The 13,073-nt window shown below is 44.6% G+C and carries 11 protein-coding genes; 1 reads left to right on the forward strand and 10 read right to left on the reverse strand.

Annotated features, from left to right (window positions below):
• Nucleotides 1–93 precede the first annotated feature (93 nt).
• Nucleotides 94–477, reverse strand: coding sequence for a DUF3836 domain-containing protein (locus KG118_RS04175; protein WP_117710507.1), 384 nt, complete (start codon nucleotides 475–477; stop codon nucleotides 94–96).
• Nucleotides 478–754: 277 nt separating this feature from the next.
• Entirely contained in the window at nucleotides 755–3,613 is a 2,859-nt protein-coding gene (gene polA / locus KG118_RS04180) for a DNA polymerase I (protein ID WP_117710600.1), read from the reverse strand.
• 87 nt (nucleotides 3,614–3,700) lie between these two features.
• Between polA and KG118_RS04185 the strand changes: the two genes are divergently transcribed.
• Nucleotides 3,701–4,675, forward strand: a complete 975-nt coding sequence (locus KG118_RS04185; RefSeq protein ID WP_117710508.1) for a polyprenyl synthetase family protein — start codon at nucleotides 3,701–3,703, stop codon at nucleotides 4,673–4,675.
• Between the two features lie 88 nt (nucleotides 4,676–4,763).
• On the opposite strand, the gene deoC is transcribed toward KG118_RS04185, so the two are convergent.
• The 8 genes from deoC to KG118_RS04225 all read right to left on the reverse strand — a co-directional run bounded on the left by deoC (nucleotide 4,764) and on the right by KG118_RS04225 (nucleotide 13,042).
• Entirely contained in the window at nucleotides 4,764–5,666 is a 903-nt protein-coding gene (gene deoC, locus KG118_RS04190) for a deoxyribose-phosphate aldolase (RefSeq protein ID WP_117710509.1), read from the reverse strand.
• Entirely contained in the window at nucleotides 5,656–5,991 is a 336-nt protein-coding gene (locus tag KG118_RS04195) for a nucleotide pyrophosphohydrolase (RefSeq protein WP_117710510.1), read from the reverse strand. Before KG118_RS04195 ends, deoC begins: the two co-directional genes overlap by 11 nt.
• Nucleotides 5,991–6,443, reverse strand: a complete 453-nt coding sequence (gene dtd, locus KG118_RS04200; RefSeq protein ID WP_117710511.1) for a D-aminoacyl-tRNA deacylase — start codon at nucleotides 6,441–6,443, stop codon at nucleotides 5,991–5,993. The genes KG118_RS04195 and dtd overlap by 1 nt, the downstream gene beginning before the upstream one ends.
• Nucleotides 6,444–6,518: 75 nt before the next feature.
• The gene (gene uvrC / locus KG118_RS04205; protein ID WP_117710512.1) at nucleotides 6,519–8,339 is read right to left on the reverse strand and encodes an excinuclease ABC subunit UvrC; all 1,821 of its coding nucleotides are present in this window, start codon (nucleotides 8,337–8,339) and stop codon (nucleotides 6,519–6,521) included.
• A gap of 26 nt (nucleotides 8,340–8,365) precedes the next feature.
• A complete protein-coding gene (locus tag KG118_RS04210; RefSeq protein WP_199598723.1) occupies nucleotides 8,366–8,890 on the reverse strand; it encodes an adenine phosphoribosyltransferase in 525 nt (174 codons plus the stop codon).
• Between the two features lie 56 nt (nucleotides 8,891–8,946).
• Complete coding sequence (gene mnmG, locus KG118_RS04215) at nucleotides 8,947–10,821, reverse strand: tRNA uridine-5-carboxymethylaminomethyl(34) synthesis enzyme MnmG (RefSeq protein WP_117710513.1); 1,875 nt, start codon at nucleotides 10,819–10,821, stop codon at nucleotides 8,947–8,949.
• A gap of 562 nt (nucleotides 10,822–11,383) precedes the next feature.
• Nucleotides 11,384–11,797, reverse strand: coding sequence for an rRNA maturation RNase YbeY (gene ybeY, locus KG118_RS04220; RefSeq protein ID WP_117710514.1), 414 nt, complete (start codon nucleotides 11,795–11,797; stop codon nucleotides 11,384–11,386).
• Between the two features lie 12 nt (nucleotides 11,798–11,809).
• Nucleotides 11,810–13,042 carry a nucleoside recognition domain-containing protein gene (locus tag KG118_RS04225; protein ID WP_117710515.1) on the reverse strand — a complete coding sequence of 411 codons (1,233 nt, stop codon included), beginning with the start codon at nucleotides 13,040–13,042 and terminating at the stop codon, nucleotides 11,810–11,812.
• Between the last annotated feature and the right edge of the window lie 31 nt (nucleotides 13,043–13,073).

The raw sequence follows: 13,073 nt of genomic DNA on the forward strand, positions 1-13,073 counted from the left end.
GATGGGACTTTTACATTTTGACAACCCCCTTTTTATATAGAAAGGTTTTGGGTTATTGTTAGCAATTAGAGTATTTAAGAGAGAATGGATAGATTACATATTAGGGTTATCCATTGTCACTGTCATTTCAGGGATAAGGACGTATGTATTCTTTCTATTGTTCCATTTGTAATAAGTAGTGGTAACCGACTTGCCTTGATAGGCATAACGGATGCACATATCATTGGTCCATGTGTTCTTAACAGCGTTCCATTTCAGGGCTTCGCTTTCTGTCATGCGGTTCTGGTCATCGTACTTATAATTGTACTTCATATAGTTGGCAAGTGTGCTGCCGTCCATTTTATAAACAGTTTCAGCGACCTTTACTCCATTTACTTCTTCCGAATTGTAAATAAGGTTACTTTTGTTGTCTGCTGATGCGCTCATTCCACATACAAAAAGAAAAGAGAATAAAATCAAAGTTTTTAAAGTTTTCATAGCTTTATGTTTTTAGAGTTGTACTTGCTATTTTCTATCAATATGTCATTGATTACGCTGCAAATGTACGCAATACTTTGACATAAATAAAATATTTGGGATTTATTTTATCAATATGTCAAACGGTGATAGGTTTATATGCTTTCTTTTTGGAAAGATTAATGAACAAAAAATATCCGGCAGTGAAGATGCCGGATATTCTGATGAGCAAACTGTATTTTAAAGCGATTACTTCCGTTGCTTTCTGATTGTAAGTTAAATAAAGTTATAGACCGGATTAGTGTGCTTCCAACCAGTTCTTTCCCCAGCCAAAATCAGCTTTCAGAGGTACCAGCATATGATATGCCCGTTCCATTTCTTCGATTACAATTTTCTGTATAATCTCTTTTTCTGCCTCAGGAACGCTGAAATTCAGCTCATCGTGGACCTGCAAAATCATCTTTGCTTTCAGATTGTTACTTTGAAGGCGCTGATAGATGAGTGCCATAGCTACTTTGATGATGTCGGCAGCACTTCCTTGAATAGGGGCGTTGATGGCATTGCGCTCTGCATAACCGCGTACTACGGCATTGCGGGAGTTGATGTCGGGCAGGAAGCGTTTGCGGTGGAAGATGGTTTCTACATATCCGTTTTCGCGTGCCACCTGTATGCTTCTGTCCATGTATTCTTTAACTTGCGGATAGGTCTCGAAATATCCGTCTATCAGTTCTTTGGCTTCTTGGCGGGGAACATTCATGCGTTCTGCCAGTCCGAATACGGAGATGCCGTAGATGATACCGAAGTTGGCTGTTTTGGCTTTGCGACGCATATCGGCGGTTACATCGTTAATATCCACCTTATATATTTTAGCGGCAGTGGCAGCATGGATGTCATAACCGCTGAGGAAGGCATCAACCATATTCTTGTCTTGACTCAGATGGGCCATGATGCGCAGTTCAATCTGTGAGTAGTCGGCGGAGAAGAATTCGCATCCGTCATCGGGGATGAAGGCTTTGCGGATTTCCTTGCCGTCTTCGTCACGGATGGGGATGTTCTGCAGGTTCGGGTTGCTGGAACTGAGCCGTCCGGTAGCGGTTACCGCTTGGTTGAAGGAGGTATGGATGTGCCCCGTACGTGGATTTATCAGTTGGGGCAGCGCGTCGATATAGGTGCTTAACAGTTTCTTTAGTCCGCGGTACTCAAGTATCTTGCCGATGATTTCGTGTTTGTTCCGAAGGCTTTCAAGTACTTCTTCGGAAGTAACATACTGGCCGGTTTTAGTCTTTTTTGCTTTTTCTACGATTTTGAGTTTGTCAAACAGCACTTCGCCCACCTGCTTAGGGGAGGAGATGTTGAAGGTTTCGTCACCCGCCAGTGCATAGATTTCTTTTTCAATCTCCTGCAGGCGAAGCGTGAAATGTTCGGACGATTGTTTGAGGGCTTCCGTATCAATACGCACTCCGTTGCTTTCGATATTGACGAGCACAGGCACAAGCGGCATTTCAATTTCATAAAAGAGATGCTCGACAGACTGTTCTTTCAATTCTTTTTCGAGGATGTTCTTCAGTTTCAGTGTAACGTCCGCATCTTCGCAGGCGTAACGATACACATCTTCCGGCGGAAGGTCTCGCATACTCTTTTGGTTCTTTCCTCTGCTTCCAATGAGTTCATCGATATGAATGGTCTGATAGTGCAGATAAATTTCGGCAAGGTAGTCCATGTTGTGCCGAAGTTCCGGTTGCAATACATAATGGGCGAGCATAGTGTCGAAAAGTTTTCCCTTCACCTGTACTCCGTAATTTTGAAGAATAATCATATCGTATTTGATATTCTGTCCTACTTTCATGGAGTTTTCATTTTCATAAAGAGGGCGGAATTCATTTACGATTTTTAGCGCTTCGTCGCGATTTGCCGGAACAGGAACATAGTAGGCCCGGTTTTCGGTGTCACTGAAGCTCATTCCCACCAATTCGGCTTCCATTGGTTCGGTTCCGGTAGTCTCGGTATCTATTGAGAGAATTTCTGTTGTAAGTAACTTTTGAATAATTTCCTTTCTTTTTTCTTCTGTATCAATGAGTTGATAGTCTACATCGAGCATTTCTAATCGCGTGAGATTTGATTTTTTTGCATCGCCCGCCCCGTTGTCTGCAAAATTTGCAAACAAATCGCCTTGAGCGGGAGCGTTGTTTTCGGAAGCTGCGCTATCGGTTGGCCGGGCAAACAAAGTTCCGGCATAAGGATCGGGTGCGGCGGAGCCGGAAGAAGAGGGAAGGGGAGTATCCGCCTTTTTCAGGACACGGTTGATGAGCGTACGGAATTCCAGTTCCTCGAAAATCTTGCGGAGTTCTTCTTCATCCGGTTCTTCGCGAACGAGTGTACTCATGTCGAGCTTAATGGGCACATCTACTTTGATAGTTGCGAGGAATTTGGAGAAAGTAATCATTTCCCGGTTTGCCTCTACTTTGGTTTTAAGCGCACCTTTCAGTTGGTCAGTGTGGGCAAGCAGGTTTTCGATACTGCCGAATTCCGCTACCAGTTTCTGTGCGGTTTTCTCTCCCACGCCCGGACAGCCGGGGATATTGTCGGAAGAGTCTCCCATCAGTCCCAGCATATCGATGACTTGCTCTGTGGACTGAATATCGAATTTGGCTTTTATCTCTTCGATGCCCATGATTTCAAATCCGCCGCTATGTTTGGGGCGGTACATAAATACGTTGTCCGATACCAGTTGACCGTAGTCTTTATCGGGGGTCATCATATAAGTGGTGATACCTTGTTTTCCGGCTTCGGTGGCAAGTGTGCCTATCACATCATCGGCTTCATAACCGGGAACTTCCAAGATAGGAATACGGTAAGCGCGGATAATGTCTTTTATAATAGGTACGGAAAGACGGATAGCTTCGGGAGTTTCTTCCCGTTGCGCCTTATATTGTTCGTAAGCTTCGTGGCGGAATGTCGGTCCCGAAGGATCAAAAGCTACTCCTATATGTGTTGGATTCTCCTTTTTCAGCACTTCTTCGAGGGTATTTACAAATCCCAAAATGGCTGAAGTATTGAATCCTTTGGAGTTGATTCGCGGATTCTTGATGAACGCATAATAAGAGCGATATATCAGTGCGTAGGCATCAAGCAAGAAAAGTTTATCGGTTGAATTCATAGATTTATCCTTTTTTTTCATGGTAAAAGTACAAAAAAATACCGTATTAACTGTTTTATTACTATTTTTGTGCTCAAATAGCGATGTATGGACAGTATATCCCTCATAAAATCCCCGATTTCTGCGGAGTTGGAAGACTTCAAAAAGCATTTTGATAGTTGCCTTTCCAGTTCTAATCTTTTGCTGAATAGCGTAATTGCGCATATACGGCAGAAGAATGGAAAGATGATGCGCCCTATTTTGGTCTTGCTTGCCGCGAAGCTGTACAATGAGATTTGTCCGGCAACGCTTCATGCTGCGGTTGCCTTGGAACTTCTGCATACGGCGAGCTTGGTGCACGATGATGTAGTGGACGAGAGTACCGAACGTCGGGGGCAACTCTCTGTAAATGCTATCTTTAATAACAAGGTAGCAGTGCTTACAGGCGATTATTTGCTGGCAACGGCTTTAGTAGAAGTAGGGATGACGCGTAATTACGCCATTATAGATGTTGTTTCCAACTTGGGGCAGGATTTGGCGGAAGGAGAGTTGCTGCAGCTTTCTAATGTCAGTAACCCCGAATATTCCGAAGATATTTACTTTGATGTCATTCGCAAGAAGACGGCTGTATTGTTTGCCGCGTGCATGAAGGCAGGTGCGCTTTCGGTGGGAGTCAGCGATGAAAAGGCGGAATATGCACGTCTCTTTGGCGAGTACATCGGCCTTTGCTTTCAGATTAAAGACGATATATTCGATTATTATGAAAGCAAGGAAATCGGTAAGCCTACCGGCAATGATATGCTGGAAGGAAAGCTGACTTTACCTGCACTTTATGCCCTTAATTCCACCCGCGATGAACAGGCGAAGGAGATTGCCGTAAAAGTGAAGAACGGAACGGCTACAACTGATGAAATAGCCCGATTGATCGAGTTTACCAAAGAACATGGCGGCATTGAATATGCCACGAAAGTCATGGTGGAATTTAAGGAAAAAGCGCTTTCATTATTGGATTCTATGGAAGATACGGACGTAAAGAAAGCACTGATTTGTTATCTGGATTATGTAGTGGAACGCGAAAAATAATTTCACTCTGCCATTCAAGAGGATATGTCAAAATGTAAAAGCTCTATCATTCTGTCATATCCTCATGAGTGGCGATTAAGGTCAGTTCTTAAAAGAACTTCATTTCTTCACCTTTGATTTCAGAGAGCAGAAGGTTTGCCAAGCGGCTGGTTCCCAAACGGAACAGTTCATTGCTCAGCCATTCCTCGCCCAGTACTTCTTTTACAATGGTATAGTAAATCAGCGCATCGTTTACGCAGTTGATGCCACCTGCCGGCTTGAAACCTATCTTATTACCTGTCAGTGCATGGTACTCCTTAATGGCTTGGCACATCACATATGCAGCTTCTGGGGTGGCGGCAGGCTGTTGTTTTCCGGTAGAAGTTTTTATGAAATCGGCTCCGGCATACATGGATAGGATAGAGGCCTTCTTAATGTTGGCAGCCGTTTTCAAAGCTCCGGTTTCCAAAATTACTTTCAGGTGATTTTCTCTGCAAGTAGCTTTCAGTTCTTGTATTTCATCGCACATGGTTTCATAATCTCCGCTCAGGAATTTTCCTACTGAGATTACGATGTCTATTTCATCGGCTCCTTCCATGATTGCCATGGCGGTTTCGGCTACCTTTACTTCTATAAAAGTCTGTGAAGAAGGAAAACCAGCTGATACACAGGCTATCTTTACATCCTCCACTTCCAGGGTATCCTTTACTATTTCCGCAAAGTTGGGATATACGCAGATAGCTGCAACATTCTTCAAGTCGGGAAATTCTTCATCAAATTGATTTACCTTTTGAGTAAATTTCATGACGCTTTCATCGCTGTCCGTACTGTTGAGTGTAGTGAGGTCAATGCAGTTGAACAGGAATTTCTTTACTTCCGGAGTATTGTTTGCAGGAACTTTTTCTGCGATTATTTTAGCTACTTCTGCAGCTACTTCAGCATCGTTCAGATTGGTGTTGTACTTTGCCAAGGCGGCGTCATACTTGTTCTGGGTGGATTCATTATTCTCCATGGTCAGATAATTTAGGGTTATTGATATGTCTTGTTTGGTCACGTCGGGTCTTCTTCTCTATGCTGCGTGCAAAGGCTTCGGTGATGTCAACTCCGGTCTGGTTTGCAATGCAGAGAAGTACCCAAAGGACGTCTGCAATTTCTTCTTCAACGTTGTCTTTTTCTCCTTTTTTGAAAGATTGGTCACCATATTTGCGTGCCATAACTCGCGCCAGCTCGCCTACTTCTTCGGTCAATACGGCCATATTGGTGAGCTCGCTAAAGTATCGTACTCCGAATTTTTTTATCCAGGAGTCTACTTCTTGTTGTGCTTCTTTTAACGTCATTATTCCTTATTTTTTGTATCCATGCAAATAGTCACAGGACCATCGTTCAGTAATTCCACTTTCATGTCGGCTCCAAACTCGCCCGTGCCTATTTCTTTACCTAATGCTAAACTCAATTCTTTGCAGAATTGTTCGTATAACGGGACGGATATTTCCGGTTTTGCCGCCCGGATGTAAGAGGGGCGATTGCCTTTTTTAGTGGATGCGTGTAGTGTGAACTGGCTGATTACCAGTATTTCACCATTAATATCGAGTATGGATTTGTTCATAACGCCATTCTCGTCGTCAAAGACACGCAGGTTGACAATCTTTTTACACAACCAGTCAATATCTTCTTTGCTGTCCGTTTCCTCTATGCCTACCAATATCATCAACCCTGTTTGGATGGCGGACTTACAAGTTCCGTTAATGGTAACAGACGCATATCCGGTACGTTGTATAACTACTCTCATGTTTTAGTTCTAAAATTAGTCTTGTAGATTGCAAAGTTACGAATAAATTTGTGATTGTTATCTACAAGGGACGGGCTATTTGTCGGTAAAGTATTCCTTTATGATTTTTGCTTTCGCTTCGCCAATTACCTTGACAATCTCTTCTGCAGGGGCTTCTTTGATGCGTTTCACGCTCTTGAATTCCTTTAGCAGGGCATTTTTTGTTTTTTCTCCGATGCCTTTTATCTCGTCTAAGGCGGATGCTACCTGCCGTTTGCTGCGTTTGTCCCGATGGAAGGTAATGGCAAATCTGTGTACTTCGTCCTGTATCTGTGTCAGCAGGCGGAAGAGAGGAGAATTTTGTTTGAGTCCGATTGTTTGTGGCGGAAATCCGTATAAGAGTTCCGATGTACGGTGTTTTCCGTCTTTGGCAAGTCCGGCAATGGGGATATTCAGGTTCAGCTCGTCGATAACCTCTTTTACGGCGCTCATTTGCCCCTTTCCGCCGTCGGTGATAAGGAGGTCGGGCAGGGGAGTATTCTCTTCAATGGCGCGCTGATAACGCCGTCTTACGACTTCTTTCATGGATGCATAGTCGTCCGGGCCTTCCACGGTCTTGATATTGTACTTCCGGTAGTCCTTTTTAGACGGTTTTCCTTTGATGAAAACAACGCATCCCGCAACGGGGTCTGAGCCTTGAATATTGGAATTGTCGAAACATTCTATCTGCATAGGCAGTCGGTCGAGGTGCAATTCCTGCTGAATCTCCTTCAAGAGGCGTACTGTGCGTTGTTCCGGATTCAGCTTTTCAGCTTGTTTCAGCCGGTCGGCCTTGTATTGTTTTACATTTAGAATGGAGAGCTCAAGCAGCTTTTTCTTGTCGCCGCGCTGCGGAATGGTAAAGACGACATCTTTAAGTTCCATATCCAACTCGAAGGGTACAATGATTTCGCGGGAAAGGCTCTTGTACCGTTCGCGCATTTCAATAATGCCCAGTGAAAGAAGTTCTTCTTTCGTTTCGTTCAGCCGTTTTTTATATTCAAAGGTGAAAGCTTGGTTGATGGCTCCGTTCGTAATGTGCAGATAATTGATGAATGCGGACTTTTCGTCACTGTCTTCCTCAATGGAGAACACATCGATATTGTGAAGCACATTGCTCACTACCTCCGATTTAGAACGGTAATTCTCTAACAGCAGGTATTTCTCTTTGATTTTCTGCGCTTCTTCAAATTTCATTTCCGCGGCAAAATCCTGCATCTGCTGATATAGCATCCGCTCTATTTCCTGAGTATTCCCTTTGAGTATTTCCTTTATTTCAGCGATGTTTTTAAGGTATTCCTCTTGGTTTTGTTTACCGATACAAGGTCCTGCACAGTTCTTGATGTGATATTCCAAACATACATTGAACTTTCCCGCCCGGATGTTTTCGGGAGAGAGATTCAGGTTGCAGGTACGTAATGGATAGAGGTGTTTGATGAGGTCGAGTAGTGCATACATGGACGGTATGTGGCTGTACGGGCCGTAGTAGGAAGAACCGTTGCGTATAATTCTTCGTGTCTTGAATACGCGTGGGAAATACTCGTTTTGCACGCAGATGGACGGATAGGTTTTGTCGTCCTTCAGCAATACATTGTAGCGGGGCTTGTATTTCTTGATGAGGTTGTTCTCCAATAGCAAGGCATCTTCCTCCGTATTGACTACGATATACCGGATATCGGCTATTTTGCTTACCAATACGCGCGTTTTTCCCGGTTCATGTTCTCTGTTGAAATAGGAAGATACCCGGCGTTTCAGATTCTTTGCTTTCCCTACATATATGATTGTCCCTTCGGCATTCAGATATTGATAAATGCCGGGACTCTCGGGAAGGTTCAGGACGATGCCTTTCAAATAATCATTTGTCTTTAGTTCTTCCATTACTACTTTGCAGCCTTATCGTCTTTTTACAGCGTCAATACCGATTCCACGTCTACGTCTTTGCCGAATACGTCCTTTCCGTGCAGGTCTTTCAATTCGATGATGAAGTTTACGTATATCTTTTGGGGATTCATCTTCTTTACCAATTTGCAGGCGGCTTCCATTGTTCCGCCGGTAGCCAAGAGGTCGTCGTGCAGCAATACTACGTCATCCGGTTCGATGGCATCCTTGTGGATTTGTACCGTATCTTTGCCATACTCCTTGTCGTAACTTTCTTCGATTGTTTCTGCGGGCAGCTTTCCGGGCTTGCGCATGGGTACGAATCCGGCGCCTAAGCGAGTGGCGAGGATGGGACCCATAATGAAACCTCTGGATTCTATGCCCACTACTTTGGTTATACCTTTGTCCTTATACATTTCATACAAGGTGTCTGAAAGCTCTTGCAGTGCAGACGGATTTTTAAACAAGGTAGTTACGTCGTAGAATAAAATTCCGGGAATTGGGAAATCGGGAATTTCCCGAATGCTCTTAGCAAGTGTTTCTTTGCTCATAATCAGTTTATTTAATACGTTTATTGAATTCTTTGTTTCACGTGGAACGTTGGCTCTCATCGCCCGCAAAGTACCAGTAGTACGTTGATGTCACTTGGCGACACTCCCGGAATCCGGCTTGCCTGCGCTATTGTTTCCGGGTCAATCTTTACTAACTTCTGGCGGGCTTCGGTAGAAAGGGATTGAATGGAGTTATAATCAAATTTCCCTTTTATCTTTATGCTTTCCAGCCGGGCCAGTTTGTCGGCTATGATTCGCTCGCGTCCTATGTAACCCTCGTACTTTATAAGTATCTCTGCGGCTTCAATGATTTCATCTTTCCTGTCCGTAACTTTATCCAGTTCCCGACGGAAAGCGCTGACATTCTCTGCCATATTCTCCAGGGTTACTTGCGGGCGGTTTATTAAGTCTACCAACTTGCATCCTTGGCGGAGCGGAGTAGTGCCGAGCTGTTCCAGTACCGGATTAATTAATGCCGGTTTCATCGAATAACTCCGTGCGAACTCTATGATGTTTGTAATGGCTTCGCGTTTGCTCTTTAGTAATTCATAGCGGTCTTCTTTTGCGAGCCCCAGTTTCCATGCTCTTTCGGTAAGTCTCATGTCGGCATCATCCATGCGGAGAAGAATACGGTATTCCGCACGTGAGGTAAACATACGGTAAGGCTCGTCAACGCCCTTGGTCACTAAATCGTCGATTAATACGCCGATATACGCTTCGTCTCGTGCAAGGGTGAAGGGCTCTCCGCCATGGCAATTGATATGCGCATTGATACCCGCAATGATTCCTTGTCCGGCAGCTTCCTCGTAGCCGGTTGTTCCGTTTACTTGTCCGGCAAAGAAGAGGTTTTTGATTTTCTTCGTTTCCAACGTATGTTTTAGTTGGGTAGGGTCGAAGAAATCATATTCTATTGCATAGCCGGGACGATAAATCACGAGGTCGCGGAATGCCGGAATCTTTTTCAGAGCTTCAATCTGTATGTTCATGGGCAGGGAAGAAGAGAAGCCGTTCAGGTAAAGTTCCTGAGTTGTTTCACCTTCCGGCTCCAAGAAAAGCTGGTGCTGTCCTTTATCGGGAAAGGTTACGATTTTGGTTTCTATACTGGGGCAATAGCGGGGACCTATGCTTTGAATCTGTCCGTTGAAAAGGGGAGAATCCGGTAATCCTTCACGAAGGATGCGGTGTACTTCTTCGTTGGTGAAGCAAGTCCAGCATGGCAATTGCTTCAGGTGACGTACGCCGTTATTCATAAAAGAGAATTTGTGGAAGTCGTTCTCTCCGTCTTGAATCTCCATGTCCTCGTAGTGTACGCTTCGTCCGTCGATGCGTACGGGAGTTCCCGTCTTCATTCGTCCGTACGTGATGCCGTGTCGGGCGATGGATTCGGTCAGTTGGTAAGATGCGGGTTCTGCCATACGTCCTCCCGGAAGCATGGTGCGTCCCACGTGCATCAGTCCGTTCAGGAAAGTTCCGGCAGTCAGCACAACGCATTTGGCACGGAAAGTTACTCCCCAGAGGGTGGTAAGTCCGACTACTTCGCCGTTTTCAACGAGAATTTCGCGTACGGTGTCTTGCCAGATGTGCAAGTTGGGCGTATTTTCCAGAATCTCGCGCCATGCCCAGATGAATTTGTTACGGTCGCATTGCGCGCGCGGGCTCCACATGGCGGGACCTTTGGAGCGGTTCAATATGCGGAACTGGATAGCTGTCTTATCGGTCACCAATCCCATATATCCGCCTAAGGCATCTATTTCGCGTACAATCTGTCCTTTGGCAATACCGCCTACGGCAGGGTTACAACTCATTTGACCTATCTTATTCATGTCCATTGTAATAAGACAGGTCTTTGAACCCAAGTTTGCGGCAGCGGCAGCGGCTTCACAACCGGCATGTCCGGCGCCGATTACAATAACGTCATACTTAAACTCCATTCATTCAATCTCTTTTAAAACCTTGCAAAGTTACTAAAAAGTTATTTTGTAGCCGCGATTTCTTTCTTTTCCTTGTGAATTCTTAGGAAATTCTTCGTTTGAAATCTTTCGTATTCCTTGTGTGTAATGCAGACTTGCAGCCTGTATAATCTCTTTCTCTTTTATGTAAAATGTGCTAATACTACATTTCTTTCTTCATTTTCCAACTGCGGGCTCTACGGTTGCCAACTGTGTGCCCGACAGCCCGCAGCTGGCAACCGTAGAGCCCGCAGTTGGAAAACGAAGAAAAGTATGTAGCAAAGGGGTATTTTGTATAGGGTAAAACAAGGAAATGAAAGGAGAATTAGCAAAAAAGAGCTTGTTTATATAAGAGTTGTAATTGTTGTAATGCTTTGATTAATAATGGCTTATGCTTATTTTTGGTATCGAAGGATAATTTGTCAGCACCGTTGTCACCCTTGTCGTCACATCCGCAAACCCTTTGCTGCAGAGGGATGCAAGGCAATTGGTGACGAGTGACGAGAAATAATGCAAACTCAAAACTCAGTATAACCTTCTCTTTTCACCGCATGGCAAGTGCCTTGTTTTCGGCAGCCTCCATAATCTCCCGTTCGCCCGGACCTTTATCGTTGATACCGCAAAGATGCAGGATACCATGTATGATGACACGATGCAATTCTCGTTCGTAGTCATTGCCGGCAAACTGTTCGGCATTAGTGCGTACCGTATCAAGGCTGATGAAGAGGTCGCCGCTCAGACGGTTTCCTTCGCAATAATCAAAGGTGATGATATCCGTATAATAATCGTGTTGGAGATATTGACGGTTTACTTCGAGTATCTTCTCGTCCGAACAGAAAATATAGGCGATTTCACCGATTTTTTTCTCATAGGTGGCGGCAACGGCTTTAATCCATTCCGTAACTTCGCGCTTCTTGATTGCAGGCATTTCAACGCCGTCTGTCTGATAACTTATCATATTATTGTATTTTTAAAAGAAGAACATATAGCTGATGATGATAGCGGCGATGATACCGGAAAAGTCGGCTATCAGACCGCAGGTAACGGCATTGCGTGTTTTCGTGATACCTACACTGCCGAAGTAAACGGCAAGGATATAGAAAGTAGTGTCCGAGGCACCGCGTGCCACGCAACTCATACGGCCGACAAATGAATCGGCTCCGTATTCCTTCATTGTATCAATCATCAGTCCGTTGGCTCCACTGCCGCTTAACGATTTCATCAATGCCGTTGGCAATGCGCCTACAAAACTGGTATCTACTCCAAACAGACCGACGATATAACCGATACCGTCCACTATGATGTCCATTGCTCCTGAAGTGCGGAATACAGCGATTCCAACGAGGAAAGCCACCAGATAAGGGATGATGCGTATAGCGGTTGTAAATCCTTCTTTAGCACCTTCTATAAAGGCATCGTACACGTTAATTTTCCTCCACAAGCCCCACAGGATAAAAAGGAGAATGATAGAAAAGAGTATGATATTGGCAACCAATGTGGAATAAACTCCCATTTCTTCGCGGCTTACTTGAGTGAACAAGTAAATAAGTCCGGAAAAGAACAGGCTGATGCAGCCAATCAGAATGAGGATAGGCTTGCTCAGCAAGTTTATCCGTTGTGCGATGCTGACGGCGGTTACACCGACAACGGTGGAGATGGCGGTGGTAATCAACGTAGGGATGAAAATATCCGTAGGTTGTGCAGCGCCCATTTGCGAACGGTACATCATGATGCTGACGGGTATCAGTATCAGCCCGGATGTGTTCATTACCAGAAACATAATCATCGGGTTGGTGGCGGTATCTTTCTTCGGATTAAGCTCCTGAAGTTCTTTCATGGCTTTCAGGCCCATGGGGGTAGCGGCATTGTCCAGTCCCAGCATATTGGCGGAAAGATTCATGAAAATGGAACCCATGGCGGGATGTCCCTTTGGAATCTCCGGAAAGAGACGGCAGAATACAGGGCTCAGCCAGCGCGAAAGCGCATTTATCATGCCGCTGTTCTCACCGATTTTCATGACACCTAACCATAAGGACAGAATACCCGTCAGTCCCAATGATATTTCAAATGCTGTCTTAGAGGAGTCGAATGTAGAGTTGACAAGCTCCGTAAATATCTCTGTATCTCCCATGAACAGGAGTTTGCAGAGCGCCACAATGAAAGCGATTACGAAAAATGCTACCCAGATGTAATTTAAAACCATAAAATAACGCGTTGATTTTCTGCAAAAGTAG

The organism is Bacteroides propionicigenes (genome assembly GCF_018390535.1).
In the GTDB taxonomy this organism is placed as follows: domain Bacteria; phylum Bacteroidota; class Bacteroidia; order Bacteroidales; family Bacteroidaceae; genus Bacteroides; species Bacteroides propionicigenes.

Excerpts from the sequence above, each read along its gene's own strand:
- uvrC (WP_117710512.1), bottom strand. The coding sequence starts at position 8,339 with ATGGAAGAACTAAAGACAAATGATTATTTGAAAGGCATCGTCCTGAAC.
- KG118_RS04175 (WP_117710507.1), bottom strand. The coding sequence starts at position 477 with ATGAAAACTTTAAAAACTTTGATTTTATTCTCTTTTCTTTTTGTATGT.
- polA (WP_117710600.1), bottom strand. The coding sequence starts at position 3,613 with ATGAATTCAACCGATAAACTTTTCTTGCTTGATGCCTACGCACTGATA.
- KG118_RS04185 (WP_117710508.1), top strand. The coding sequence starts at position 3,701 with ATGGACAGTATATCCCTCATAAAATCCCCGATTTCTGCGGAGTTGGAA.
- KG118_RS04195 (WP_117710510.1), bottom strand. The coding sequence starts at position 5,991 with ATGACGTTAAAAGAAGCACAACAAGAAGTAGACTCCTGGATAAAAAAA.
- ybeY (WP_117710514.1), bottom strand. The coding sequence starts at position 11,797 with ATGATAAGTTATCAGACAGACGGCGTTGAAATGCCTGCAATCAAGAAG.
- deoC (WP_117710509.1), bottom strand. The coding sequence starts at position 5,666 with ATGGAGAATAATGAATCCACCCAGAACAAGTATGACGCCGCCTTGGCA.
- dtd (WP_117710511.1), bottom strand. The coding sequence starts at position 6,443 with ATGAGAGTAGTTATACAACGTACCGGATATGCGTCTGTTACCATTAAC.
- mnmG (WP_117710513.1), bottom strand. The coding sequence starts at position 10,821 with ATGGAGTTTAAGTATGACGTTATTGTAATCGGCGCCGGACATGCCGGT.
- KG118_RS04210 (WP_199598723.1), bottom strand. The coding sequence starts at position 8,890 with ATGAGCAAAGAAACACTTGCTAAGAGCATTCGGGAAATTCCCGATTTC.
- KG118_RS04225 (WP_117710515.1), bottom strand. The coding sequence starts at position 13,042 with ATGGTTTTAAATTACATCTGGGTAGCATTTTTCGTAATCGCTTTCATT.